At 71.4% G+C, this 26,249-nt stretch carries 18 protein-coding genes; 6 read left to right on the top strand and 12 right to left on the bottom strand.

What is annotated here, in order from left to right; genetic code table 11:
- Window positions 1–297: 297 nt before the first annotated feature.
- The 7 genes from ACWGDX_RS10775 to ACWGDX_RS10745 form a co-directional block, all read right to left on the bottom strand.
- The gene (locus ACWGDX_RS10775) at window positions 298–1,287 is read right to left on the bottom strand and encodes an N-acetylglucosamine kinase (protein WP_453624382.1); all 990 of its coding nucleotides are present in this window, start codon (window positions 1,285–1,287) and stop codon (window positions 298–300) included.
- A 119-nt stretch (window positions 1,288–1,406) separates the two neighbouring features.
- Window positions 1,407–2,672 carry a 6-phospho-beta-glucosidase gene (locus ACWGDX_RS10770; protein WP_453624251.1) on the bottom strand — a complete coding sequence of 422 codons (1,266 nt, stop codon included), beginning with the start codon at window positions 2,670–2,672 and terminating at the stop codon, window positions 1,407–1,409.
- A 5-nt stretch (window positions 2,673–2,677) separates the two neighbouring features.
- Window positions 2,678–3,637: a carbohydrate ABC transporter permease gene (locus ACWGDX_RS10765; RefSeq protein ID WP_453624380.1), complete on the bottom strand. Its 960-nt coding sequence runs from the start codon at window positions 3,635–3,637 to the stop codon at window positions 2,678–2,680.
- Window position 3,638: 1 nt separating this feature from the next.
- Entirely contained in the window at window positions 3,639–4,580 is a 942-nt protein-coding gene (locus ACWGDX_RS10760) for a carbohydrate ABC transporter permease (protein WP_453624249.1), read from the bottom strand.
- 19 nt (window positions 4,581–4,599) lie between these two features.
- Window positions 4,600–5,934 (bottom strand): ABC transporter substrate-binding protein, encoded by a 1,335-nt coding sequence (locus ACWGDX_RS10755; RefSeq protein ID WP_453624247.1) that lies wholly within the window; start codon window positions 5,932–5,934, stop codon window positions 4,600–4,602.
- Window positions 5,935–6,099: 165 nt separating this feature from the next.
- Window positions 6,100–7,317, bottom strand: coding sequence for an ROK family transcriptional regulator (locus tag ACWGDX_RS10750; RefSeq protein WP_453624245.1), 1,218 nt, complete (start codon window positions 7,315–7,317; stop codon window positions 6,100–6,102).
- Between the two features lie 200 nt (window positions 7,318–7,517).
- Window positions 7,518–8,585: a mechanosensitive ion channel family protein gene (locus tag ACWGDX_RS10745; protein ID WP_453624244.1), complete on the bottom strand. Its 1,068-nt coding sequence runs from the start codon at window positions 8,583–8,585 to the stop codon at window positions 7,518–7,520.
- 270 nt (window positions 8,586–8,855) lie between these two features.
- Between ACWGDX_RS10745 and ACWGDX_RS10740 the strand changes: the two genes are divergently transcribed.
- A complete protein-coding gene (locus tag ACWGDX_RS10740) occupies window positions 8,856–9,392 on the top strand; it encodes an HNH endonuclease (RefSeq protein ID WP_453624242.1) in 537 nt (178 codons plus the stop codon).
- A gap of 259 nt (window positions 9,393–9,651) precedes the next feature.
- On the opposite strand, the gene ACWGDX_RS10735 is transcribed toward ACWGDX_RS10740, so the two are convergent.
- A complete protein-coding gene (locus ACWGDX_RS10735) occupies window positions 9,652–12,627 on the bottom strand; it encodes a beta-N-acetylglucosaminidase domain-containing protein (protein ID WP_453624240.1) in 2,976 nt (991 codons plus the stop codon).
- Window positions 12,628–12,876: 249 nt separating this feature from the next.
- On the opposite strand from ACWGDX_RS10735, the gene ACWGDX_RS10730 reads away from it, so the two are divergent.
- From ACWGDX_RS10730 to ACWGDX_RS10720, 3 genes are read left to right on the top strand one after another with little or no spacing between them, the layout of a single operon-like run.
- Window positions 12,877–13,068, top strand: a complete 192-nt coding sequence (locus tag ACWGDX_RS10730) for a hypothetical protein (protein WP_365900861.1) — start codon at window positions 12,877–12,879, stop codon at window positions 13,066–13,068.
- Between the two features lie 15 nt (window positions 13,069–13,083).
- The gene (gene malQ, locus ACWGDX_RS10725) at window positions 13,084–15,294 is read left to right on the top strand and encodes a 4-alpha-glucanotransferase (protein ID WP_453624238.1); all 2,211 of its coding nucleotides are present in this window, start codon (window positions 13,084–13,086) and stop codon (window positions 15,292–15,294) included.
- 20 nt (window positions 15,295–15,314) lie between these two features.
- Window positions 15,315–15,548, top strand: coding sequence for a hypothetical protein (locus ACWGDX_RS10720; RefSeq protein ID WP_365900863.1), 234 nt, complete (start codon window positions 15,315–15,317; stop codon window positions 15,546–15,548).
- A 212-nt stretch (window positions 15,549–15,760) separates the two neighbouring features.
- On the opposite strand, the gene pepN is transcribed toward ACWGDX_RS10720, so the two are convergent.
- The 3 genes from pepN to ACWGDX_RS10705 form a co-directional block, all read right to left on the bottom strand.
- The gene (gene pepN, locus ACWGDX_RS10715; protein WP_453624236.1) at window positions 15,761–18,337 is read right to left on the bottom strand and encodes an aminopeptidase N; all 2,577 of its coding nucleotides are present in this window, start codon (window positions 18,335–18,337) and stop codon (window positions 15,761–15,763) included.
- 119 nt (window positions 18,338–18,456) lie between these two features.
- On the bottom strand, window positions 18,457–19,485 hold the full coding sequence (locus ACWGDX_RS10710) for an aspartate-semialdehyde dehydrogenase (protein ID WP_453624234.1): 1,029 nt from the start codon (window positions 19,483–19,485) through the stop codon (window positions 18,457–18,459).
- A 215-nt stretch (window positions 19,486–19,700) separates the two neighbouring features.
- The gene (locus ACWGDX_RS10705; RefSeq protein WP_453624232.1) at window positions 19,701–23,009 is read right to left on the bottom strand and encodes a S8 family serine peptidase; all 3,309 of its coding nucleotides are present in this window, start codon (window positions 23,007–23,009) and stop codon (window positions 19,701–19,703) included.
- A 207-nt stretch (window positions 23,010–23,216) separates the two neighbouring features.
- Here ACWGDX_RS10705 and ACWGDX_RS10700 point away from each other — a divergent pair, with 207 nt between their 5' ends.
- Entirely contained in the window at window positions 23,217–23,672 is a 456-nt protein-coding gene (locus ACWGDX_RS10700; RefSeq protein ID WP_453624230.1) for an NUDIX hydrolase, read from the top strand.
- A gap of 89 nt (window positions 23,673–23,761) precedes the next feature.
- Window positions 23,762–24,913 carry a serine hydrolase domain-containing protein gene (locus ACWGDX_RS10695; protein WP_453624228.1) on the top strand — a complete coding sequence of 384 codons (1,152 nt, stop codon included), beginning with the start codon at window positions 23,762–23,764 and terminating at the stop codon, window positions 24,911–24,913.
- A gap of 218 nt (window positions 24,914–25,131) precedes the next feature.
- Here ACWGDX_RS10695 and ACWGDX_RS10690 read toward each other — a convergent pair whose 3' ends face one another.
- Window positions 25,132–26,220, bottom strand: coding sequence for a hypothetical protein (locus ACWGDX_RS10690; protein ID WP_453624227.1), 1,089 nt, complete (start codon window positions 26,218–26,220; stop codon window positions 25,132–25,134).
- Window positions 26,221–26,249: the final 29 nt, after the last annotated feature.

Below are 26,249 nucleotides of genomic sequence, written 5' to 3'. Positions count from 1 at the left end.
CAGGCTTGACTGGATCTTGTACGTATCGCCCGCACCGCTCGCGCACATACCGAATCCGTCGATCCCGACACGGCCGTCCGGCCCCGTCACCCTGTCCCTGTTCCAGAGCCTTTCCGGGCCCTGTCCGATCTCCCCACCTTGAATACGCCGCAGACCCGTGATCGGTTCCCGTTCGGGGAGTGTTGCCACCCGATCGAGCGGGGGAGCGTGCCCACTCGATCGAGCGGGACCGGCCGGGGCCGAGGGGCTACCGGGCCGAGGGGCTACCGGACCGAGGGCCGGCCGGATCCCGAGGGGCTACCGGGGACGGGGCTCCCCCCGGCGCGCGTAGTGCGCGCCCAGCCGGGTGTGCGCCTCCGTGTCCGCCCGTACATGGTCGAGACCCAGCAGCGCCGCGCCCAGCACCGGCGGCGCCGTCACGACCTCGATGACGGCCTTCGGCGCCTTGGCCGCCAGCAGCTCCGCCATCCGCAGGTCGAGCTGCGGATGACGGGCCGCCAGCACGCTGCCGCCCAGCAGCACCGGCACCTCCTCGCCCAGCAGATCGAGCCTGCCGAGCGCGACCGTCGACAGCGCGACGACCTCCTCCGCCAGCCGGTCCACGATCGACCGGGCCACGGGGTCGCCCGCCGAGGCCGTGGCGAAGAGCACCGGCGTCAGTTCATGCCGGCGCTCGAACGCCAGCCGCCCCAGGTGCAGCGCCTCGATCAGCTCGTACATCGAGCGCAGACCGAAGTGGCCGGGCAGGGTCCGTACCAGCTCCGTGGGCTCGCCGCGGCCGTCCTCCGCGCGCGCCGCGAACCAGAGCGCCTCCTCGGAGAGTCCCGAACCGCCCCCCCAGTCACCGGAGATCCGCCCGATCGCGGGGAATCTGGCCGTCCGGCCGTCCGGCAGCATCCCCACGCAGTTGATGCCCGCGCCGCAGACGACGGCCACGCCCCGGGGCGCCTCGCCGCTCGGCAGACCGGCCCGCAGGATCGCGAAGGTGTCGTTGCGTACGTCGGTGGTACGGCCCCAGCCGCGCGCCTGCACCGCCTCGGCCAACTCCCGCTCCTCGACCGGGAGATCCGCGTTGGCCAGACAGGCGGACACATGCTCGGCGACGCCGTGCTCCGGCAGTCCGGCGGCCGAGGCGGCCTCGGCGACCGCCACCGCCAGGGCGTCGATCGCCGCCTCGATCCCGACGACCGGCGGCTGGAAGCCGCCGCCGCGGGCCGTGCCCAGCACCGAACCGTCGGCGCCGATCACGGCCACATCGGTCTTGCTGTTGCCGGCGTCGACGGCCAGGACGCTCGCGCGCCCCGCCGCCGCGCCGGCCGGTCCTCCCGCCGGGCTCTCCGCCGTCGTACCGGCCGGTCTTCCCGCCGGGCTCTCCGCCGCCGTGCCGGCCGTTCTCCCCGCCCCGCTCACACCCACGCGAGATGCTCCCGGTTGTGCGCGATCAGCTTGTCGGTGAGCGCCTCGGCGTACTCGATCTGACCGATCAGGGGGTGGGACAGCAGCGCCTCGAAGACCCGGTCCCGGCCGCCGTGCAGCGCGGCCTCCAGCGCCAGATCCTCGTACGCCGTGACATGGGCGATCAGACCGGCGTACAGCGGATCCAGCGCGGGCACCGCGAGCGGCACCGCGCCGGACGTACCCACCCGGGCCTGGACCTCGATCACCGCGTCGTCAGCCAGGAACGGCAGCGTGCCGTTGTTGTACGTGTTCACCACCTGGACCGGGCTGCCGCCGCCGCGCAGCAGCGAGGCCGCCAGATCCACCGCGGCCTCCGAGTAGAAGGCACCGCCGCGCTTGGACAGCAGCTCCGGCTTCTCGTCCAGGGCCGGGTCGCCGTACATCTCCAGGAGCCGCTTCTCCATCTCGGCCACCTCGGCGGCCCGTGACGGCTTCGTCCCCAGCTCCCGTACGACCTCGTCGTGCGCGTAGAAGTAGCGCAGATAGTACGAGGGCACCACCCCGAGGCGGTCGAGCACCTCACGCGGCAGCCGCAGCGAGTCGGCGAGCTCGCCGCCGTGCTCGGCCAGCAGCTTGGGCAGCATGTCGGCGCCGTCGGGCCCGCCGACGCGCACCCCGCGCTCCCAGGTCAGATGGTTGAGCCCGACATGCTCCAGATACACCTCGGCGGGGGCGACATCCAGCAGCTTCGCGAATCTGCGCTGGAAGCCGATCGCCACATTGCACAGCCCCACGGCCCGGTGGCCGGCCTGGAGCAGCGCGCGCGTCACGATCCCCACCGGGTTGGTGAAGTCGATGATCCACGCGTCGGGGTTGGCACGGCGGACCCGCTCCGCGATGTCCAGGACCACGGGGACGGTGCGCAGCGCCTTGGCCAGACCGCCGGCGCCCGTCGTCTCCTGCCCCACACAGCCGCACTCCAGCGGCCAGGTCTCGTCCTGGTTCCGCGCGGCCTGTCCGCCGACGCGCAGCTGGAGCAGCACCGCGTCGGCGCCGGCGACGCCCGCGTCCACGTCCGAGGTGGTGGTGATACGGCCCGGGTGGCCCTGCTTGGCGAAGATCCGCCGCGCGAGTCCTCCCACCAGGTCGAGCCGGTCGGGCGCGGGGTCGACCAGCACCAGTTCCGCGATCGGCAGGGTGTCCCTCAACCGGGCGAATCCGTCGATGAGTTCGGGTGTGTAGGTGGATCCTCCGCCTACCACTGCGAGCTTCACTTTTCTCAGCCCTTCACTCCGGTCAGTGTGACTCCCTCGACGAACGCCTTCTGGGCGAAGAAGAACACGAGGATCACAGGGGCCATGACCAGTACGGTCGCGGCCATGGTCAGATTCCAGTCGGTGTGGTGCGCGCCCTTGAAGGATTCGAGGCCGTAACTGAGCGTCCAGGCGGCCGGGTTCTCCGAGGCGTAGATCTGCGGTCCGAAGTAATCGTTCCAGGCGTAGAAGAACTGGAAGAGCGCGACGGCCGCGATCCCCGGCCTGGCCATCGGGAGTACCACCCTGATCAGGGTACGGAGTTCACCGCATCCGTCGACCTTCGCGGCGTCCAGGTACTCGTCGGGGATCGTCAGCAGGAACTGGCGCAGCAGGAAGATGGAGAACGCGTCTCCGAACGCCATCGGGATGATCAGCGGCCAGAGCGAGCCCGACAGATCGAGCTGCTTCGCCCAGAACAGATACATCGGAATGATGATCACCTGGGGCGGCAGCATCATCATCGAGATGACGAGCATGAGCGAGAGCTGTCTGCCGCGGAACCGGAACTTGGCGAGCGCGTACGCCACCGGTATCGAGGAGAGCACGGAGAGCACCGTGCCGAGCCCCGCGTACAGCAGGGTGTTCTTCCACCAGGTCAGAAAGCCGGGGGTGTCGAACACCTTGGCGTAGTTGCCCCACTCCCAGGTGTCGGGGGTGAGATCCCGGGTGAGTGCCTGATGGTCGCTCATCACCGAGGTCAGGAAGAGGAAGACGAACGGCAGCACGAAGAACAGCGCCGCCGCGACACCCAGGGAGTGCACACCGATCCAGTGCAGCAGCGCCCTGCGGCGCGCGGTACGGGCGGCGGGTGAGCTGTCCCGGGCGGACTTCCGGCCGGTGCCGCCGGAGCGGCCGGTGCCGGAGGAGCCGGTGCCGGAAGGGCCGGTGCCGGAACGGTCGGTGGTGCCGAGTACGGAGGCCATCTCAGTCACCCGCTCCGATCAGACCGCCGCGCCGCCGCATCAGCAGCGCGGTGAAGGCCATGGCCAGGACGAACAGGACCAGCGCGACCACACAGGCGGCGCCGTAGTCGAAGCGCTGGAACCCCAGGTTGTAGACGAGCTGGGGCAGGGTCAGCGTGGACTTGTCCGGGTAGCCGGGCTCGAACTGCTGGCCGGAGCCGCCGATGATGCCGGAGGCGACCTTGCCCGCGACCAGCGGCTGCGCGTAGTACTGCATCGCCGAGATCACCCCGGTCACCACCGCGAACATCACGATGGGCGAGATGTTCGGCAGGGTCACGAACCGGAACCGCTGCCAGGCCGACGCGCCGTCCAGCTCCGCCGCCTCGTACTGCTCCCTGGGCACGTCGAGCAGCGCGGCCATGAAGATCACCATCAGATCGCCGATGCCCCAGACGGCCAGCAGGGTGAGGGCCGGCTTGGACCAGGCCGGGTCGTTGAACCAGCCGGGGGTCGGCAGACCCAGATCCCCGAGGATCGTGTTGACCGGCCCCGTCCCCGGGTTGAGCAGAAAGACGAAGGCGAGGGTCGCGGCGACCGGCGGCGCGAGATACGGCAGATAGAAGAGGGTGCGGAAGATCCCCGTACCCGTCTTGATCTTGGTGATCAGCAGTCCGACGCCCAGTCCGAAGACCACCCGGCAGGCCACCATGATCACCACGAGCCAGAGGGTGTTGCGCAGGGACGGCCAGAACATCGGGTAGTCGCCGAAGACATACGACCAGTTCCCGAGACCGTTCCAGACGGGCGTGTTGAAACCGTCGTACTTCATGAAGGAGAAGTACACGGTCGAGATCAGCGGATACGCGAAGAAGACGGTGAAGCCGATCAACCAGGGCGACATGAACGCCGCCGTGCGAAGCGCCGACCTGCGGCGCTTCGAACGGAGGGTGTGCGTGGACATGGGGTGACGTCCCGGCCCGCTAGCTTGCCTGCTCGATGTCACGGTCGATCTGCTGGGCGGTCTTCTCCAGACCCGCCTGGAGATCCTTCACCTTGCCCTGCTCGTACTGGTACCCGAAGTCCTGGAGCGTCTGCTGGTACGTCGCGCCGTTGACCGCGGCCGGCGGTGTGCTGGACTCCGGGTGCCGCGCGATATCGAGGAAGGTCTTGAAGCGCGGGTCGAACGTGAGGTCCGGGGACGTGAGGGCCTCCAGCGTCGACGGCACATTGCGGATGCCGTTGGCGAACTGCACGACCGCCTTGGTGTCGGTGGTCATGTACTTCACCAGCTCCCACGCCGCGTTCTGCTTCTTGCTCTGCGGGGCGATGCCCATGATCGTGCCGGAGAGGAAGCCCTTGCCGTAGCTGTCCGCCTCGTCGTCCGCCACCGGCATCGGCGCGACCCCGATCTCGAACGGGACCTTGGCGTCCTCGGCCATGCCGAGCCGCCACTCGCCGTCGAGCTGCATCGCGACCTGGCCGGTCTGGAAGGGGTGCTTGGCGCCCCACTCGTCACCGAAGGTGCTGCGGAACCTCTCCAGCTTCTCGTAGCCGCCGAGATCGTCCACCAGCTTCTTCTGGAAGGTGAACATCTTCGCGAACGCCGGGTCCTTGGCGACGTTGGACTTGCCGTTCTCGTCGAAGTAGGCGTGGTTCCAGCTCGACATGTAGTGGTCGACGACCGTCTCGTAGCCGTGGTAGGTCGGCATCAGACCGACCCGCTCATAGCTGTCGCCCTTGGTCTTCGTGAGCTTCTTGGCGTCCTCGGCCAGCTCCGACATCGTCTTCGGCGGCGCGGCGATACCGGCCTCCTTGAAGGCGTCCTTGTTGTAGTACAGCCCGTACGCGTCGCTGAGCAGCGGCAGCGCGCAGCGCTTCCCCTCGAACTGGGTGTACTCCAGCAGCACCTTCGGGAAGGTCTTCGCCAGATCGAGCCGGGACTTCTCGATGAACGGCGTCAGATCGGCGAAGGCGCCCGACGAGCAGAACTTGCCGACGTTCGAGGTGGTGAAGGAGGACACCACGTCGGGACCCTTGGAACCGCCCGCGCGCAGCGCCTGGTTCAGCTTGTCGTCGTTGATGTTGCCGACGACGTTCACCTCGATGTTCGGGTGCGCGGTCTCGAACCGGTCGATGTTGTCCTGGATCGCCTTGACCTCGGCCGGCGCGCTCCAGCCGTGCCAGAACGTGATGGTCGTCCTGGCGTTCGGATCGTCGGAGGCGGCGGAGCCCGACTGGCCCGTACAGGCGGTGGCGACGACGGATATCGCGGCCACCGCCACGGCGGAGGCGGCGAGACGGCGGTTTCTGAGCATGGCGGTACTCCCGGGGGATGGTCGGGGTTCTGGGGATCGGGATGTGTGGGGAGGGTGCTGGTGTCCGTTCGTGCGGGCGGGACCCGCGGTGGGACTCGGCGGGACGTGCGGTCGGGCGCGGCGGGACTCGGCCCGGGACTTCGGGCGGGCCTGCTGGGACAGGCCCTAACGGGAGGTGTCGAAGACCTCGTCGCGCGTGGCGGACAGGGCGCTCTCCAGAGCGCCCCGCAGTACGGGATGGCGGTGCACCTCGCCGATGAGGAGCCGGGGGCGGGAGGCGGCCAGTTCGGCCAGCTCCGCCTGGACCAGGGCGCGCAGCGGCTCACCGCCGGCGGCGGTCAGTCCGCCCGCGAGGACGATCAGTTCGGGGTCGAGTACGGCCGTCACCGAGGCGAGGCCGGTGGCGAGCCGCTGGGCGAACAGCCGCAGCAGTCCCGCCAGCCGCTCGTCCCGCTCGTGCCCGGCCGCAGCGCGGGCCAGCAGTCCGGCCGCGACCTCGGCGTACGGCTGCTCCGGGGTGTCGATGCCCAGGGACCTGGCGAGCCGGGGCACGGACTGCGCGCCCGCCAGCTCCTGGAAGCCACCGCTGTTCGCCCGGACCACCTGGCGTACCAGCGGGGTGCCGGGGACCGGCAGGAAGCCGACCTCGCCCGCGCCGCCGGTGAAGCCGCGGTGCAGCCGTCCGCCGATGACGAGGGCGGCGCCGAGGCCGTCCTCGTTCCACAGCAGGACGAAGTCCTCATGGCCGCGTGCCGCGCCGAGACGCTGCTCGGCGACCGCCGCGAGGTTCACGTCGTTCTCGTACTCGACGGGCATCGGCAGCACCGCGGCCAGCTCGTCCAGGAGCGTGGTGGAGTGCCAGCCGGGCAGATGGGACGCGTACCGCAGCCGGCCGGTCGACGGATCGAAGGCGCCCGGGGTGCCGATCACCGTCCGGTGGATGTCACCGCGCGTGAGCCCCGCGGCCTTGACGGCCCCCTCCAGGGCGTCCGTCACCTGCCGTACGACACTCACGGCCCGGCGGCCGGGGGTCGGCAGTTCGAACTCCCCGACGGTGGTCCCGGTGATGTCGGCGACGGCCGCGCGTATCCGCTGCGGGTTCACATCGAGTCCCGCGGCGAACGCGGCGCGCGCGTTGACGGCGTAGAGCTGTGCGTTGGGTCCCGGCCGTCCCTCGGTGGTCCCGGTGGCGACGACCAGACCGGCGGCTTCGAGCCGGGCCAGCAACTGTGACGCGGTCGGCTTCGACAGACCGGTCAGCTTGCCTATCCTCGTACGGGAGAGCGGCCCATGGGCCAGCAGCAGATCGAGCGCGGCCCGGTCGTTCATGGCCCGCAGCACACGCGGCGTTCCCGGTGACGGAGGGGGCGGCACATCGCTCATGGACGCGGCACCTGCCTTTCGCTGCTCGTTCTCCCACACTGTTAGGAAAGTTTCCTATTGGGGTGCGAGGAAAGTAAGCCGGACGTCAGGAAGGCGTCAATACTCTCCGGCGCGACACACCCCCGAGGCAACCAAAGCGTTACCTGCGGGGGCGGGGGCGGGGGCGGGGGCGGGGATGGGGGCGCGGGTACCGGATCGCGCTACTTCGCGAGATTCGACTGCGGGTTGAGCGGGGACGCCGCCAGGGACTGCGGGGACGTGGGGCTGGCCAGGGCCGAGGGCGCGGACACACCCGCCGTCGGGTCCGGCGCGGGCGCCTCCTCCACGGCCAGCGGCAGACCGCCCACGATCCGGATGCCGGCCTCGTCGAACGCCCGCTTGATCCGCCAGCGCAGCTCCCGCTCCACGCCCAGCGACTTGCCCGGCATCGTCTTCGCCGAGAGCCGTACGGTCATCGAGTCCAGCAGCACCGAGTCCAGACCGAGAATCTCGACCGGGCCCCACAGCCGCTCGTTCCACGGGTCGTCCTTGGCCATCCGCTCGGTGACCCCGGCGATGACCGTACGGACCCGCTCCAGGTCCTCCGACGGCCGGACCATCACATCGACCCCGGCGGTGGCCCAGCCCTGGCTCAGATTGCCGATCCGCTTGACCTCGCCGTTGCGCACGTACCAGATCTCGCCGTTGTCACCGCGCAGCTTCGTCACCCGCAGACCGACCTCGATCACCTCGCCCGAGGCCACCCCCGCGTCGATGGTGTCCCCGACGCCGTACTGGTCCTCCAGGATCATGAAGACCCCGGAGAGGAAGTCGGTGACGAGATTGCGCGCGCCGAAGCCCAGCGCCACGCCCGCGACACCGGCGGAGGCCAGCAGCGGGGCGAGATTGATGTTCAGCGCGCCGAGCATCATCAGCGCCGCCGTACCCAGGATCAGGAACGAGGTGACCGACCGCAGCACCGAACCGATCGCCTCGGAGCGCTGACGGCGCCGCTCGGCGTTGACCAGCAGCCCGCCCAGCGCGGTGCCCTCGACCGACTGGACACTGCGGTTCATCCGCTCTATCAGCTTGGTCAGGGCCCGCCGGATCACATGGCGCAGCACCAGCGCGATGATCAGGATCAGCACGATCCGCAGACCGATGCCCAGCCAGGTCGCCCAGTTCTGCTCCACCCAGCCCGCCGCGTCCGTCGCCCGAGCGGCCGCTTCGTCGAGGGTGACGGGGTCGGACGACGAGGGGCCGGCGGCCGGCAGGGCGGACCAGGACACGACAGGGACCTCCAGGTGTGCGCGGGCGGTCCCACCACACTAACGGGGCAGTGCGGCGCCTCCGGTGATGTGATCGAGGGAGAGACACGGCTCACGCGGGTCCCGGGCGGTCGCCATGGGCCCGGGAATACGGGGGAAGTGTCCGGTGTGGTCGAAAACACTCCCAGCCCGTTACCGGGACGTGGTGGCGTTTCCACCAGGCATGAGGAGAGACTGAGAGCAGATCGTCCCGGCGCGAGCCACGCGCCGCCGGCGTAATAGGAGGCATCCGTGCCGCATGTCCTGGTCCTCAACGCGTCGTACGAGCCGCTCGGCGTCGTACCGCTCCGCCGCGCGCTCGTCCTCGTCCTGGAGAACAAGGCCCTCTGCCTCGAGGAATCCGGCGCCTTCATGCACAGTGAGACCCGAGTCATCCCAGCCCCCAGCGTCGTACGGCTGAAGCGCTTCGTACGGGTCCCTTACCGGGGGCCCGTTCCACTGACACGCCGTGCGCTCTTCGCCCGCGACGGCGGTCGCTGTATGTACTGCGGTGGTGTCGCAACCAGCGTCGACCACGTCATTCCGCGCAGCCGTGGCGGACAGCACGCGTGGGACAACGTGGTGGCGGCGTGCCGCCGGTGCAACCACGTCAAGGCCGACCGCCACCTGCGGGAGCTGGGCTGGAGACTCCACCAACAACCCGCCCCGCCGTCGGGCCTCGCCTGGCGGATCATCGGGACCGGACACCGGGATCCGCGCTGGTTGCCGTACTTGCAACCGTATGGCGCGGAGGACGCGATGGCTCGGATCGACGGCATTTCAGCCTGACGATCCGGGTCTCCTCTGTTTTTTGAGGCTCGGTTCGCCTCCGGGGCGCTTTTTGTCGATGCCGACGGTCGACCGTGCTCGGGTCCCTCGTTCCTCGGGACCCTGCGCGCGCTCTCCCTTTCGGCACCGACGCGCCCCTTCGGCTCACTCGCCGGCGGCCGTGCGGGACCGGCACGTCTCCGCGGCGCGGGGCCCGGTTCGGCGTGCGGGTTGTCCTCGATCGCCGGACGGGCTTGAGTGTGTCCCCCGCGCCGCACCCCTACTCGGCCACCCCGTACGCCTCCACCGCGAACAGTGAGTAGCCGAACCGCGTTCCCCTCGTCTCTCCCTGGACGCGGACGAAGCGTGTTTCCCTCGCGTCCATGCCGATCGCCTCGCGGCCCCCCTTGCCGTCCGCCACCGTCGCCGCCGTCCGCCAGTTCCGGCCGTCCGGCGAGACCTCGATGCGGTAGCGGCTCGCGTACGCGTCCTGCCAGTGCAGCACCACCTGGCCCAGCCGCGCGGGCCGTGCCAGTTCGAGCTGCCACCAGGCGCCGTCCTCCACGGGGGAGGACCAGCGGGTGACCGGGTCGCCGTCGAGCGCGGCGGAGGCCGGGAAGTCCGGGGTCTCATCGCCGGAGGACGAGGCCGTCCCCGTACGGGCGAGGTCCGGCCCGCCCGTGCGCGGCGAGGCCCGGACCGTCAGTGTGCGCTCCTCGCCCGCGAAGGCGAGCGGCACCTCGTACGTACCGGCGGGCGTCCCCTCGGGGACACTGACCTCGACGGGAACGTGCGTACGAGAGCCGCGCGGCAGCGTCGTCTCCTTGGGCACCGTCACCCGAATGCCCGAAGGCGCCTTCGCCGTCAGCGTGCCCCGTACCGCCCCCGGCCGCTGCGCCGCCAGCCGGGCCTGGACCCGCTGCGGCTTCCCGCCGATCTGCGCGTCCGCCTCACCGCGTACGAGATCCAGCCGGGCCCGCGGCTCGTCCGCGTACCAGGGCACCACATGGCGTACGGCCGGATTCGGCGCGCCGGGACCCGCGACACCCGAGCCGGAGCCCGCGCCGGGCGAGACGATCCGTACCGCGTCGATCCGCAGCCCCTTCGCGTCCGACTGGGTCCAGCCGCTCGTCGACAGCGGTCCCAGCGCCCGCCAGCCCTGGCCGGGGACATGCGCCTCGACGGTCGCGCCGGCGCCCGTGCCGGGCTCGGACATGGTGTTCACGGCCTCGACGGGCCTGGCCGCGCCGAGATCGACGGTGTACGAGCGCCCGTCCTTGGCGACCTTCTCGGCGTCCGGGGCCCGGTCCGCGCCCGTCCACGCCGACGACTCGTCCACGGCCCGGTCCAGGAAGGGCCCCAGCACGCCCTTGCCGACCGTGGCCCGGCTCGCGCGGGCCTCCTCGCGCAGCGGCTCCAGATCCAGCAGCCCCTGCCAGGCCGCCGCGCCGTCACCGCGGTCCTGCGCCTGGAGCATGTCGACGGCCACCTCACCCGCCCTGCCGTAGCGCGCGAGCTGGTCGAGCCAGGGCCGTACCTCGTCGTCGAGACGGCCGTCCGCGATCCCCGCCAGCCGCCGCGGAGCCTCGCGCATCACCGTGAAGGCGGCTCTGAGCCTGTCCGCCGCGACGGTCCTGGTCCCGCTGTCCGCGGTCGTACGGGACCGCCAGAAGCCGGCCAGCAGCGGCTGGAGATACGCGGACTCCGACGAGCTGAGGATCGACGACGCGTCATTGCCCGCGAGCGCGGCGAGCGCCTCGCGCGCCTCGGCGTCCCCGCCCGCGAGATCGTCCATCGCGGCCCGCCAGGACTCCCGCGGCTGGTATCCACGCGGATTCCAGGCGTAGTCCGCCGCGGTGAAGAGCGGGATACGGGACGCCGACGCCTGCTCCATGGCATTGGCGAGCAGGGCGACGGAGCCGGTGGCCACGGCCGGCTCGCGGCCGGTGTACGGGCCGAGGAAGATACGGCCCTGCTCGTAGTCGTTGACCGGGTAGTTGTCCATGGTGACCAGCGGACGCCCGAACGCGGCGCGCGCGCCGGCCAGTTCCAGGCCCGTGATCGTGCGCGGTACGACCCCGACCCCCGTCCACGCCACCTGCACGCCCGCGTCGAGTGTCCCGGCGAGCGCCTCGCGGTACTCCGTCGCGCCGTCCTGGTAGTACTCCGTCGGCATCACCGTGAGCGGCTCCGCGCCGGGGTGGCGCTCCGCGAGATGCTCCGCCACCGCGTTCGCCACCCGTGCCTGCGCCTTCGCGGCGGACGCCGGGCCCGAACCGAAGGTGTCCGCGTCCCGGCCGCAGTGCCATTCGCTGTAGCTGACGTCCTGGAACTGGAGCTGGACCGCGCGTACGCCCAGCGCCCACATCGCGTCGACCTTGCGGGTCAGATCCCTGAGATCCCGCCGCGAGGTCATGCACATGGACTGGGCGGGGGCGACGGCCCAGGCCACTGTCACATGATTGCGGCGGGCACGCTCGGCCAGCTCACGGAACTCCGTCCGCCGTTCGGCCGGGTACGGCTCGCGCCAGCGCGCCTGGCGGTACGGGTCGTCGCCGGGCGCGTACAGATAGCGGTTCTGTTTGGTACGGCCCATGAAGTCGAGCTGGGCCAGCCGCCGCGCGTGGTCCCAGGGCTGCCCGTAGAACCCCTCCGCCGTCCCCCGTACGGCCGTACCGGGCCAGTCGCGTACGAGCACCCCCGGCACGGAAGCACGGCCGTTCCGTTCCACGACGAGCTGGCGCAGCGTCTGCGCGGCGTGGAAGAGACCGTCCGCACCGACGCCGTCCAGCGCGACGGTGCCCCGCCCGGCCACGGTGCCCGCGGCGATCCGGTAGCCCCCGGAGGGAAGGTCGGCGGTGTCCGGCGCGCCCAGGGCACGCAGCGCCTCCCGCGCACGGCCGCCGCCCACGAGGACGAGCGGTCCGCCGCCGGTGGCGGACGCGGCGCGTACGGTACGGACCCCCGCCGCGCGCAGTACCTCCGCCAGTGCCTCGACGGCATACGGGTCGGCGCCCGGGTCCGCGACGACGGTCACCTCCGCGCCGAGCGGCACCGGCCGCCCGGCCGCCCTGATCGTCTGCGGCCGGGGCCACACGGCGGGGACCGCGGCCCCGCCCTCGCGGTCGGGCGTGGTGGCCGAGGGGGAGCCGGGCTCGTGGGGCGCGGCCAGCGCGCCGGGCGCGGTGCCGAGGAGACCGCCGATCACGGCGACCGCGACGGCGGTCGCGGTGCCCCTTCTCCGCCCGAGCCGCATCTCTGCTCCCCTCGTGCCTTCTGGTCCCGACCCACGCGGCAACGACCCCACCACCCGCGCGGTGAAGGTGTCAATGCGCGTGGCCGTTGTGTCGTATTTGCCGGTCTGTGATAGGCAGGACGTTCAACTGCCGCACAGGGAACGGACCGTGACTCGACACACGTTTACCGGCAGTACGCGTCTGCGGCCGCGCCCGCTGGGTAGGGCTGCTGTGACCTGTCCTGTTCCCTGTCCACGGGAGGCGCCGCCATGGACGCATCCGTACAGATCCTGCCGTCCGCCCGCTCCAAACAGACAGACCCGACCCCGTTGACCAGCGAGCCCCCGCTCGCCGACGCGGCCCCTCTCACCAGTGAGCCCCCGCTCGCCGATGCCGCCCCGCTGACCAGCGAGCCGACCGCGCCCGGCACGGCGGGCGGCACGGAGTCCCCCGGCATCTGATCCACAGGAGTGCGTATGGGCCTGGCCAGGCTCGCCGAGCTGCACGGTGTCGCCACCTCGTACGCGCCGTCGCCGGGCGTCGGTGTCGCCGTCCCCGGCGCGACCGTCGTCTCGGTGCTGGCCGCGCTGGGAGTCGACGCGTCCACCCCGGAGGCGGTGGACGAGGCGCTGAGCCGCGCCGAGTCCGCGGCCGCGGGCAGGCTGCTGCCGCCGACCCTGGTGCTGTGGTCCGCACGGGGCGCGGCGCAGGGCGCGGCCGGTACGGAGCTCGTGCTGCCGCCCGCCCTGGCCGCGCTCCCGGCCGGCTCGGCGCTCGAAGTGGAGACCGAGGACGGGGAGTCGCTGGAGCTGCCGCCGTCGGGACCCGGGGCGTCCGCCGCCTGGGCGGAGCTTCCGCTCGGGGTGCACCGGCTGACCGTCCGCGCGCCCGCCTCGGCCTCGGCCGCCGCCTCCGTATCCGTATCCGTATCCGACGGCCGTCGGGAGCGGACGGAACGGACCGTGCTCGTCGTCGCGCCCGACCGGGTGCCGGGTCCCGCCGGCCGCACCCACGGCTTTCTGGTGCAGCTCTACTCCCTGCTCTCCCGCCGCTCCTGGGGCATGGGCGACCTCGGGGACCTCGCCGAACTGGCCGCCTGGTCGGGGCGGTCGCTCGGCGCCGGGTTCGTCCAGATCAACCCGCTGCACGCCGCCGTACCGGGCACACCCACCGACCCCTCGCCGTACCGCCCCTCCTCGCGCCGCTTCCCCGACCCGGTCCATCTGCGGATCGAGGCCGTCCCGGAGTACGCGTACGTCCACGGCCCCGACCGCGAGCGGCTCGACGGGCTGGTGGAGCGGGCCGCGGCCCTGCGGGAGGCCGTCCTCGACAAGACCCCGGGCAAGGCCGCGCTGATCGACCGCGACGCCGTCTGGGCACTCAAGCGCGCGGCCCTGGAGATTCTGGACACCGTCGAGCTGGGCCCCGGCCGCCGCGCCGGGTACTGCGACTTCCTGGCCGCGCAGGGCCGGGCCCTGGAGGACCACGCCACCTGGAACGCCCTCGCCGAGGTGCACGGCCCGCGCTGGCGCGACTGGCCGGCCGGGCTGCGCGATCCGCGCTCCGCCGAGACGGCCGCGGCCCGGCGGGGGCTTCTCGACCGGGTCGACTTCCACTGCCGGCTCGCCTGGCTGACGGACGAGCAGCTCGCCGCCGCCGGCCGCGCGGCCGCGGACGCGGGCATGGCCGTCGGGATCGTCCATGACCTCGCCGTAGGCGTCCACCCCGACGGCGCCGACGCCTGGGCCCAGCAGGACGCCTTCGCGGCCGGTATGTCGGTCGGCGCCCCGCCGGACGCCTTCAACGCGCTCGGACAGGACTGGGGACTGCCCCCGTGGCGCCCCGATGTCCTGGCCGCGTCGGGCTACGCCCCGTACCGAGGCCTGCTCAAGGGGCTGCTGCGGCACGCCGGGGCGCTGCGGATCGATCATGTGATGGGCCTGTTCCGGCTCTGGTGGGTACCGGAGGGCCAGGACCCCACCCGGGGAACATATGTCCGGTACGACGCCGAGGCGATGCTCGCCGTCCTCGCCCTGGAGGCCCACCGCGCGGGCGCCGCCGTCATAGGGGAGGACCTGGGCACCGTCGAGCCCGGCGTACGGGAGGCGCTGGAGCGGCGCGGTGTGCTCGGCACCTCGGTGCTCTGGTTCGAGCGCGACTGGGACGGTACGGGACGGCCCCTGCCCCCCGAGAGCTGGCGCGAGGGCTGTGTGGCCACCGCCACCACCCACGATCTGCCGTCCACGGCGGCCCGGCTCACCGGGGAGCATGTGGAGCTGCGCCACCGGCTCGGGCTGCTCACCCGCCCGCTGGAGTGTGAGCAGTCGCGGGAGCAGGCCGAGGTCGCGGAGTGGCTCGGCTCCCTGACCCGCCTCGGACTGCTGCCCGGGGACAGCGAGGAGGAGCAGATCCGCGCGGTGTACCGGTTCCTGCTGCGCACCCCGGCGCGGCTGGTCGGGGTCTGGCTGCCGGACACGGTGGGCGACCGCCGGCCGCAGAACCTCCCGGGCACCTGGGACCAGTACCCCAACTGGCGCCTGCCCGTCGCGGACGCAGAAGGCCGTCCGATGACCCTGGAGGAGCTGGCCGCCTCGCCCCGGCTGCACGCGCTGATGGAGGTGTTCCGGAGCGGTACGGCAGCTCGTACACCACCCGGTACGGCACCCCCGCCCGCGCGGCCGGTGTAGGCGTTCGCTACGTTTGCACCGTGGACAAGAAGAACGCTCTGCGCGCCGGCGCCCTGGCGGCCGGTACGACGCTGATGATGCTGCTCATGTCGTCCCCGGCGCTCGCGCTCTCCCGGGACGACGGCGACGACCCCGGCCCCGGGCTGAGCATCGCCGAGACGCTCGGTCTGTATGTGGCGGCCCCGCTGGTGATCTTCGGGATCATCGCGGGCCTGGTCATGGTCCTCGACAAGTCCCACAAGCAGCACGTCTGACCCCCTGGGCCGACAAGGCGCCGCCCCGCACCGCAGAGTGCGCCGGGCGGCGCCTCCATGCGCGCAGTGCGTGCGGTATGTGCCTTGAGCGCCGTCCACCGTGCGTGCGGTACGTGCCGCGAGGGGACGCGGGGGACGTGAAAGCACGTGGGGGGACGGTCCGGGCCCTGTCGCTGCGCTCCAGGCCCGGACCGTCCCCCCACTCGCCGTTGTTACGCGGTGGCCGCCGCCTCGTCGGCCGCCTGCGCCCTCAGCGCGCGCTCGACACCCGACCTCGACTCCGAGATCAGCCGGCGCAGCGCCGCGTTCGGACCCGCCGAGGCGAGCCAGGCGTCCGTCGCGTCCAGCGTCTCCTGGGAGACCTGGAGGGACGGGTAGAGCCCGACCGCGATCTGCTGGGCCATCTCATGGGAGCGGGACTCCCAGACATCCGCGACCGCCGCGAAGAACTTCTCCGTGTACGGCGCCAGCAGCTCACGCTGGTCGGTCTGGACGAAGCCGCTGATCACCGCCTCCTGGAGGGCGTTGGGGAGCTTGTCACTCTCCACCACCGACGCCCAGGCCTCCGCCTTGGCCTCGGGCAGCGGACGCGCCGAGCGCGCCGCCGCCGCGTGCCGCTTGCCCGCGGCCGTCCTGTCGCGCTCGTACTCGGCCGCGATCTCCTCGTCGTCGTGCAGACCCACCGCGGCCAGCCGCTGGACGAACGCCCAGCGCAGCTCGGTGTCGACGGCCAGGCCCTCGATCGTCTCCGTACCGTCGAGCAGGTTCTGCAACAGATCGAGCTGTTGAGGGGTGCGCGCGGTCGCCGCGAACGCCCGCGCCCACGCGAGCTGGTGATCGCCGCCGGGCTCGGCCGCGCGCAGATGCGCCAGCGTCGCGTCCGTCCACCGCGTCAGTCCCGCCTCGCGCCACGCGGGCGCCGCGTACAGATCGAGCGCCAGCTTCACCTGGCGGTGCAGCGACTGCACCACACCGATGTCCGACTCCTTCGTGATGCCGGAGAGCACCAGCTCCAGGTAGTCGCGGGTCGCCAGCTCGCCGTCCCGGGTCATGTCCCATGCCGACGCCCAGCTCAGCGCGCGCGGCAGCGACTCCGTGAAGTCCCCGAGATGCTCGGTGACGACCCGCAGCGACTCCTCGTCCAGCCGGACCTTCGCATAGGTCAGATCGTCCTCGTTGAGCAGGATCACCGCGGGACGCGGGGTGTTCGCGGGGAACGGCACGTCCGTGCTCTCCCCGTCCACGTCCAGCTCGATCCGGCTCGTACGGACCAGCTTGCCGCTGCCGTCCAGGTCGTAGCAGCCGATCGCGATCCGGTGCGGGCGCAGCACCGGCTCGCCCTTGGCGCCCGCGGGCAGCGCCGGCGCCTCCTGCCGCACGGAGAACGACGTCACATGGCCCGCCGCGTCCAGCTCGATCTCCGGACGCAGGACATTGATGCCGGCCGTCTCCAGCCACGCCTTCGACCAGGTCTTCAGATCACGCCCGGAGGTCTCCTCCAGCGCGCCCAGCAGATCGGAGAGCCGGGTGTTCCCGTACGCGTGCGCCTTGAAGTACGCCTGGACGCCCCGGAAGAACTCGTCCTGCCCGACATACGCGACGAGCTGCTTCAGTACGGACGCGCCCTTGGCGTAGGTGATGCCGTCGAAGTTGACCAGCACGTCGTCCAGATCGCGGATGTCCGCCATGATCGGGTGCGTGGAGGGGAGCTGGTCCTGACGGTACGCCCAGGTCTTCATGGAGTTGGCGAACGTCGTCCAGGACTGCGGCCACCGCGAGCCCGGCGCGTCGGCCAGGCAGGCGATCGAGGTGTAGGTGGCGAACGACTCGTTCAGCCACAGGTCGTTCCACCACTCCATGGTGACCAGATCGCCGAACCACATGTGCGCCAGCTCGTGCAGGATCGTCTCGGCCCGCGTCTCGTACGCCGCGTCCGTCACCTTCGAGCGGAAGACGTACTGGTCGCGGATGGTCACCGCGCCCGCGTTCTCCATCGCGCCCGCGTTGAACTCCGGCACGAAGAGCTGGTCGTACTTGGCGAAGGGATAGGCGTAGTCGAACTTCTCCTGGAACCAGTCGAAGCCCTGCCGGGTGACCTCGAAGATCGCGTCCGAGTCCAGATACCCGGCGAGCGAGGGACGGCAGTAGATGCCCAGCGGCACGGACTGCCCGTCCTTCTCGTACGAGCTGTGCACCGAGTGGTACGGACCGACGATCAGCGCCGTGATGTACGACGAGATACGCGGGGTCGGCTCGAAGCTCCAGACGTTCTCCTTGGGCTCCGGCGTCGGCGAGTTGGAGACGACGGTCCAGCCCTCGGGGGCCCTCACGGTGAACTGGAAGGTCGCCTTGAGGTCCGGCTGCTCGAACGAGGCGAAGACGCGCCGCGCGTCCGGCACCTCGAACTGCGTGTAGAGATAGGCCTGCTGGTCGACCGGGTCGACGAAGCGGTGCAGCCCCTCGCCCGTGTTGGTGTACGCGCAGTCCGCGACGACCGTCAGCTCGTTCGGGCCCTCGTGCAGACGCGGCAGCGCGATGCGCGAGTCCCGGAAGACCGCGGCGACATCCAGCGCGGTGCCGTTCAGCACGACCTCGTGCACGGAGGGTGCCACCAGATCGATGAAGGTCTCCGCCCCGGCCTCCGCGCTCTCGAAGCGCACCGTGGTCACGGACCGGTAGGTGCCGCCCTCCTGCGCGCCGCTCAGATCGAGATCGATCCCGTACGAGTCAACGGTGAGCAGGTGCGCGCGCCGCTGCGCCTCTTCGCGGGTCAGATTTGTGCCTGGCACCCGGGTCATCTCCTCGGTATGTGACGTTTCCCGCCATCCTTCCATGCGGACCGGGCCGCACGCCTGGCAGTAAACCGCGGGGGACGGAGCGGGTGCCGGGCGGTGCCGCCGCCGTCCCGTCAGCCCCTGAGCTCGGCCGCCACCAGCTCCGCGATCTGGACGGCGTTGAGCGCCGCGCCCTTGCGGAGGTTGTCGTTGGACACGAAGAGTGACAGACCGTTCTCCACGGTCTCGTCGTCGCGGATCCGGCCGACGTACGAGGCGTCCTGGCCGGCCGCCTGGAGCGGGGTGGGGATCTCGGACAGCTCCACCCCCGGCGCGTCCTTGAGCAGCTCGTACGCGCGTGCCACGCTGAGCGGACGCGCGAAGCGGGCGTTGATCTGGAGCGAGTGGCCCGTGAAGACCGGCACCCGGACACAGGTACCGGAGACCTTCAGCTCCGGGATCTCCAGGATCTTGCGCGACTCGTTGCGGAGCTTCTGCTCCTCGTCGGTCTCGAAGGAGCCGTCGTCCACGAGACTGCCCGCGAGCGGCACCACGTTGAAGGCGATCGGCCGCCGGTAGACGGCGGGCTCGGGGAAGTCGACGGCCCCGCCGTCATGGGTGAGCCGGTCCGCCTCGGCGACGACCTTCTGCGCCTGGCCGTGCAGCTCGGCGACCCCGGAGAGACCGGAGCCGGAGACGGCCTGGTAGGTGGCGGTGACCAGCGCCGTCAGCCCGGCCTCCGCGTGCAGCGGGCGCAGCACGGGCATGGCGGCCATCGTGGTGCAGTTCGGATTGGCGATGATGCCCTTGGGGCGGTTCCTGATCGCGTGCGCGTTGACCTCGGAGACGACCAGCGGGACCTCGGGGTCACGGCGCCAGGCGGAGGAGTTGTCGATCACGACGGCGCCCTGGCCGGCGACCTTCTCGGCGAGCGCCTTCGAGGTGGCGCCACCGGCCGAGAAGAGCACGATGTCGAGCCCGCTGTAGTCGGCCGCGGAGGCGTCCTCGACCGTGATCGCCCGCCCCTGCCACTCGATGACGGAGCCCGCGGACCGGGCGGAGGCGAAGAGCCGCAGTTCGGTGGCGGGGAAGTCCCGCTCGGCCAGGACGCTGCGCATGACCGTGCCGACCTGACCGGTGGCTCCGACGATTCCGACCTTCACTGGGGCTCCTCACTCGTGACCGTCCCGGGGAACGCGTTCCCCCATCATGCGTCTGTCCCGGGCCGGGTTGTCCAATCCATTGTCCAAAGGACGGAATGGTCCGGGGGACGGAGGGTCCGGGGGACGGGATGCCCGGGGGACGGCCGGGCCCCGGCGGAGGAACGCCGAAGGGGCGGGCGTCCGCCTGGACACCCGCCCCTCCATTACCGCACGGGTTACGGGGTGACGCTCGCGATGATCACACTGCCGGTGCCCGCGGCCGTGCCGCGCGCGTTCAGCAGCTGCACCTCACCGAAGAACTGCCGGCCCTCCGGCGCGGCGCTGTTCACCAGCACCTCGGCCGCGGCCTGCGCCGAGGCCCCGCTGTCGAGCTTGACCGCGCCACTGGCGCTGATCGTGCCGAGCGAGTCGGAGTAGTAGACGTCGCGGTAGTCGTACGCCGTGGTCCCGGCCGGGACCGAGTAGGCGTCCACGACGGCCGTGTACGTACCGGCGGCCGGGTTGGTCAGGCTGACCGTCTCGTCCGCGCTGGCGCTCGTGGAGGAACCGATCAGCACGCCGTTGCGGTAGACCAGGAGGTCCAGGTCCGCGTTGTTGTCCGAGGCACCGCCGATGGTGAAGTCGAGCTTCTCGACCCCCGCGCCGATGGCGACCGTGGACTCGATCTGGTCGCCGTCCGAGATGGTCGGGCGGGTGACCTTCGCCGAGCCCAGCGAACCGCCGCCGAGCTTGCCGTCGATGGCGGCGGCGCTGTTGGTGACCGTCCAGGTCACCGGCGCCGGCGTACCGATCTTCGCCTCGGGCAGCGTGGTGACCGCAGGGTTGAAGACCGCGCCGAGGATCGACACGTCCAGCCGGTACGGGTTGTCGAGCAGAGGCGACGTACGGCGGGCCTCGACCTCGATCTCCCAGACGCCGGGCTGCGGGTTCTGGTACGACCGCAGATCCGGGCGGCAGGTGTTGCTCGGGTTGTTGTAGTTCGGGTAGCAGAAGATCGTGGAGCTGTCCTCCACGGCCACACCGTACGGGTGGATGGAGATGAACCGGGTCTGGCTGCCCGTGGCCAGCCCGCCCAGCGCCACCTCCAGCGTCTTCGCGCCCTGCGGGACCGTCAGGAAGTACGACGTCGAGCTGTTGCGCTGCACGGACTCGTTCGCCGAGAAGGCGTACGAGGGCGCCCCCAGCGGCTTGGAGACGACCACGGTGGTGAGGATCTGCTTGTCCACACCCTCCGAGTCACGGTCGTCCAGCTCCAGGATGGCGCTGTGCACCCCGGCGGAACCGGGCTTCGCCTCCACGGTGACCGTGACCGGGTGGTTGAGCGGCAGCTCGACGTTGTGGCTGCCGACCAGCGCGAAGGTGGCGTCGTCGTTGTACTTCCACTTCAGCCGGTGCTCCACGCGGTCCGCGGGGCCGGTGGTCCGGGTGATGGTGATGTCGTACTTCCTGCTCTGGCCGGCCTGGAGGCCGCCGTCGCGGTCGTACAGACCCGTGCCGAAGCCGGGCGTCTTCAGGAACTCGTCGATCGTGGTGTCGACCGGGGCCTTCACCGTGTACTCGTACGAGCTGGGGTCGCGCTGGATGGACTTCCACGCCGCCAGGACGTCGATCAGACCCGCGCCCTGCTCATGCGCCTGGAGACCGTCGATCTTCTCGGCGGTGCTGGTGAGCGCCGTCCGCAGCTTGGCGGGGGTGAGGTCGATGCCGTTCTGCTTGGCGGCCGAGATCAGCAGCGCGCTCGCGCCCGCGGCCTGCGGGGAGGCCATCGAGGTGCCCTGGAGCATCGAGTAGCCGGGCGGCAGCGAGTAGCCCGCCTCGGCGACCGGGCCGCCCGGCGCCCAGGTCTGGGTGCTGTTGATGGCGGCGCCCGGGGCGGTGATGGTCGGCGTGAAGCCGCCGTCCTCGCGCGGGCCGCGGGAGGAGAACGGGAGCAGCCCGTACTCCTTCGTCACACCGGAGCCGTAGTTGGCGGCCCAGGTCTCCTTGGAGATCGACGCGGCGACGGAGATGACCTTGTCGGCCAGGGCCGGGTCACTGATGGTGTTGGTACCGGGGCCGTCGTTGCCGGCGGAGATCACCAGCTGTACGCCGTAGGTGTCGATGAGCCGTGTGTACAGCTCGGAACGGGCGTTGTTGCCGTCGTTCAGCGGGGGCAGACCGCCGATCGACATGTTGACGATGTCGACACCGCGGTTGGCGACGAGGTCGATCATGCCCTCGGTGAGCGCGATGCTGGTGCAGCCGCCGCTCCAGGAGCAGGCGCGCGAGGAGACCAGCTTGGCGCCGGGGGCGGCGCCGTTCATCTTGCCGCCGAAGAGCCCGTTGGCGGCGGTGATACCGGCGACGTGCGAACCGTGCGCGCCCTCGATGACACCGATGCTGACGAAGTCGGAGGTCGCGCCCGCCGCGTTGTAGACGACGTCCTTGCGGATCTCGACGACGAACGGGATGCGCTCGGCCACCGGGGTGGCCGGGTTGTCCGTACCGAAGTAGCCGATCTGGAAGCCGTCCTTGTACGGCTTCATCGCCACGTCGTTCGTGAAGTCGCCGTCGTTGTTCAGATCGACGCGGACGGTTCCGGCGGCCGGGTCGTAGAGCACGCCCCACACATCGGTGGTGTCACCGTCGCGGTTGAGGTCGCCCGCCATCTCGCCGCCGAGCGTGGCGTTCTCGCGGAACAGGTTGAACTTGTACGAGCCGGCCGGCGCCGTCCACGTACGTCCGCCCGCCGTGAACGACGGGCCCGCCACCGCGGCGTTCATGATGCGCCAGGTGCTGTCGGCGTCGGCGACCGGGTCGGTGGCCGTCACCCAGTCGACGATCTTGCGCTCACCGGTGGTGGTCTTCTGGAGCGCCGGGTGGGCGAGGTCGACGCCCGAGTCCAGGATGCCGATGGTCACTCCGCGGCCGTCGGCCGTCGGGTTCTTCCGGACGAAGTCCACCGCACCGGTCTCGAAGGACGGGTTGTACGGGTTCTCCGCGGCGGTCCTGCTGTCCGGCGCCGGGTACTTCTCCACGTCCGCGGCCTTGGCGGAGCCCTTCGCGCCCTGGACCGCGTCACCCGCGGGCCTCGGGTCGTCGAGCTTGATCTCCTGGTTGAGATCGATGCCGTGCACGGACGAGAGCTTCTGGGCCGCCCTGATCGCCGCGTCCGCCTTGGCGGTGGGGAGCGTCGCCCGTACGTAACCGAGCTTGTCGTACGTCTTGCCGACCACGGCGCCGGGAACGGCGTCGAGCTGGCCGGCGACCTGCTCGGTCGCCCCGGGAGCGGTGGCGACCATCAGGGATATGTTCTTCTCGCCCGAGGCCTCGGCCTTGGCGAGCAGATCGGCGTCGGCCGACCCCAGCTTGTCTGAGGACGACTTGACGGGTACGGGGGCGGCCGGGTCGTCGGCGCCTGTCGCGGAGAACGCGGGCACCGCACCGGAGGCGATCAGCGCGGCCACCAGGCCGGCCGCCGCCGCGACCCTGGCCACGCGTCTCGGTCCGGATATGGAGCGCTCGGATTCGGAGGTCATCAGCATCCCTGCTTGTGAAAGAGACAGTCCGGATTTCGGTACCGGATGACCGCTCAGCTTTTCCTAAGTGACAGGGGTTTGTGGAGAGCTGTCAGGGACGCGTTTCGGTCATGGCGCACATCCGCCAGCGCGGTGGTTGCGCCATGAAGGATCAATCGGACAGATCCTCCGGAGCCCCGGATCCCGTCGCCGTCATGGTTCTACCCTCGCGGGATGAACCAGGAGCTACGAGTCGCCGCCTACGCCGTGTGCGTTCAGGGTGAACAGATCCTTCTCGCGCGGTGGGTGGCCCGTGACGGCACCAGACGCTGGACGCTCCCGGGCGGCGGTATGGACCACGGTGAGGACCCCGTCGACGCGGCGGTCCGCGAGGTCGAGGAGGAGACCGGCTACACCGCCGAGATGACGGCGCTGCTCGGTGTGGACTCGATCCGCCGCCGCTACCCGCGCAAACTCGGCAGCTTCGCGGACTTCCAGGGACTGCGCATCATCTACGAGGCCCGGATCAACGGAGGTTCACTGCGCCCCGAGGCCGACGGCTCCACCGATCTGGCCGCCTGGTTTCCCCTGGCCGAGGTCCGGGAACTGGACCGCGTCGAACTCGTCGACACCGGCCTGGGACTGTGGCGTGAGCGACCGGCGCTCGGCCGCCTCCCCGAGAACGGCTGAAAGCGGGTCAACCCGCCAGGAGCGGAAAACCCGACCGGCGCCACGGGCGTCCTGCCTGCCGACCGCATTCGCACAACAGGGGAGTTCGCATGGCAGTACATACGGTCAGGATCGCGTGGACGGGAGCCCTGGCGGCCGTGGTCGTCGCCGGCACCGCGCTCATCGGCCCGGCGGTGGCCGCCCCGGCCCCGGACCGGTCCGCTCCCGCCCACCGCGCCGCGCAGCGGGCCCTCGACGCCGCCGTCCGGGAGGGCGTGCCGGGAGCGCTGGCCCAGGTGACCGGCCGCGAGGGCGTCTGGAACGGGAACGCGGGCGTGGCGAACCGCGCCACCGGCCGTGAACGCCTTCCGCAGGACCGTTTCCGCGTCGGGTCCATCACCAAGACCTTCGTCGCCACGGTGCTGCTCCAGCTGGAGGCGGAGGGCCGGGTCGACCTGGACGACACCGTCGACAGCGTGCTGCCCGGACTGGTGCGCGGCAACGGCCACGACGGACGCGAAATCACCCTGCGCCAGCTCCTCAACCACACCAGCGGTATCTACAACTACACCTCCGACGCGGGGTTCATCGGCAAGATCTTCGGCGACGGCTTCTTCCAGCACCGCTACGACACCTGGAGCCCCCGTGACCTGGTCGGAGTCGCCCTCGCCCACCGGCCCGCGTTCGAGCCCGGCACGGACTGGAGCTACTCCAACACCAACTACGTCCTCGCCGGGCTGGTCATCGAGAAGCTGACGGGCCGTCCGTACGCCACCGAGATCGACCGCCGCATCCTGCGCCCGCTGGGCCTGCGCGCCACCAGCGTGCCCGGCACCGACGCCCGGATGCCCCGCCCGGCGGGCCGCGCCTACTCGATGTTCTCCCCGGACCCGGCGGCCCCGGTCCACGACGTCACCGAACTCAACCCGACGGTCGCGGGCGCGTCGGGCGCCATGATCTCCACCACCGGCGATCTGAACCGCTTCTACAGCGCGCTGCTCACGGGCGAGCTGCTGCCGAAGCGGCAACTCGACGAGATGAAGACCACCGTCCCGCTGAGCGACGGCTACGCCTACGGCCTCGGCCTCCAGTCCCACGAACTCCCCTGCGGCACGGAGGTCTGGGGCCACGACGGCGGCATCCACGGCTCCTCGTCCGCCGCCGCGACCACCGCGGACGGCAGGCACTCGATCGCCCTGAACTACAACGGCGACTGGACGGGCTCCACGGACGCGGTGGTCGAAGCGGAGTTCTGTGGTTAGGAACGGTGCGCCTCCGGGGCCGGAACGCTGCCCCCGCCCCGTCCCGTCCGGCGAGTGTGTCCTCAATCGCCGGACGGGCTTGATGCGGACCCGCGCCCACCACCGGCCCCCGCGCCGCCGGGCGCGTATGAAGGGCAGCGGGCGACCACCCGCACACGACAACCGGCCGCCGCCAAAACGCACCCCGAACCACGGTGCCCAGCCGGGAGGCGTAAGGGTTATCTCGGGAGTACCAGCACCCGCGCCGCCGGGTCCCGGTCGTCCGCCGCCATCAGGGCCGTGCGGACCACCGTCGCCTGTTGTTCCAGCGACTCCCGGAGCTTCCTCGGGGTCAGGTGGACGACCGTGATGCCGAGCCGCTCCAGGTGCTCGCGCTTGCGGACGGCCTCCGACCACTCCGCCTCCTCGTCCGCCGCGCCGGCGCCGCCGTTTTCCCGGTGCGGGGCCCTCGTGTCGAGTTCGACCGCGACCGCGAACTCCGGCCAGTACGCGTCCACACTGCCGAGCGCGGGCCCGCCGGGGAGGCGCAGGTCGACGTTCCATACCGGCTCGGACAGTTCGTACGTCCGCACCATCTCGTACAGCCGCCTCTCCGCCAGCGCCCGCCCCTCCGTGAGCAGCGAGTCGACCGCCTCCACCACATGGGGCCGTGCCAGCAGGCCGGACAGATTCAGTTCCCGCACCACCGCGGCCGGTTCGCACCGGCCGCCGCGTACCGCTTCGGTCAGCAGCTCGACCACCGTGCGCGCGTCGGTCAGTTCCGCGACCGCGTCGGCCACCGCACGGGCCACGGGCGCCACCGGCAGGCCGGTGACCTGCTCGGGCGGGGGCAGCGAGTGCGTACGGATCAGCCGGGCGCACCCCGTCGACCGCAGCCGCCGGGTGCGCGGGACCAGGACATCGATCTGTTCCAGCGAGAGCAGCCCCGGCGTGGCGGAGAAGCCGTACAGCGCCAGCGCCGCGAGTCCTGTGATCATCACGGAGTCGTACGGCGAGCAGGACGGAGCCGGGGACGGCGGCGACGACGGGCCCGGCTGCACCGGTACGGCCTTCGCGCTCGGCCGACCCGCGTACAGCAGTACCGCGTGCAGCCGCTCCTCGCTCGTCGGCGTCCCCGAGTGCAGCAGATAGACCCCCGGCAGCAGTTGCTGCCAGGGGCCGTCGGGGCGGGACTGCGCGGCGGCCCGGCCCGCCGCCACCCCGTGCTCGCGCAACTGCGCGAGCGAGAGCACGCGGTGCCGTACGTCACCGGAGCCGGCGAGGTCGCTGAGGGGGCAGGGGAAGAGGGGGGTGGTGTTGTTGTTCATGCCCCGGTCCTGCCCGCGCTCCGCCACCC

The organism is Streptomyces sp. NPDC055025, assembly GCF_053608565.1.
This window is presented reverse-complemented; position numbering and strand designations above follow the sequence as displayed.

Bases quoted from the DNA above. Each gene is read 5' to 3' on its own strand.
- ACWGDX_RS10765 (WP_453624380.1), bottom strand. From the start codon at position 3,637: ATGGCCTCCGTACTCGGCACCACCGACCGTTCCGGCACCGGCCCTTCC.
- ACWGDX_RS10760 (WP_453624249.1), bottom strand. From the start codon at position 4,580: ATGTCCACGCACACCCTCCGTTCGAAGCGCCGCAGGTCGGCGCTTCGC.
- ACWGDX_RS10755 (WP_453624247.1), bottom strand. From the start codon at position 5,934: ATGCTCAGAAACCGCCGTCTCGCCGCCTCCGCCGTGGCGGTGGCCGCG.
- ACWGDX_RS10750 (WP_453624245.1), bottom strand. From the start codon at position 7,317: ATGAGCGATGTGCCGCCCCCTCCGTCACCGGGAACGCCGCGTGTGCTG.
- ACWGDX_RS10735 (WP_453624240.1), bottom strand. From the start codon at position 12,627: ATGCGGCTCGGGCGGAGAAGGGGCACCGCGACCGCCGTCGCGGTCGCC.
- ACWGDX_RS10730 (WP_365900861.1), top strand. From the start codon at position 12,877: ATGGACGCATCCGTACAGATCCTGCCGTCCGCCCGCTCCAAACAGACA.
- malQ (WP_453624238.1), top strand. From the start codon at position 13,084: ATGGGCCTGGCCAGGCTCGCCGAGCTGCACGGTGTCGCCACCTCGTAC.
- ACWGDX_RS10705 (WP_453624232.1), bottom strand. From the start codon at position 23,009: ATGCTGATGACCTCCGAATCCGAGCGCTCCATATCCGGACCGAGACGC.
- ACWGDX_RS10700 (WP_453624230.1), top strand. From the start codon at position 23,217: ATGAACCAGGAGCTACGAGTCGCCGCCTACGCCGTGTGCGTTCAGGGT.
- ACWGDX_RS10695 (WP_453624228.1), top strand. From the start codon at position 23,762: ATGGCAGTACATACGGTCAGGATCGCGTGGACGGGAGCCCTGGCGGCC.
- ACWGDX_RS10690 (WP_453624227.1), bottom strand. From the start codon at position 26,220: ATGAACAACAACACCACCCCCCTCTTCCCCTGCCCCCTCAGCGACCTC.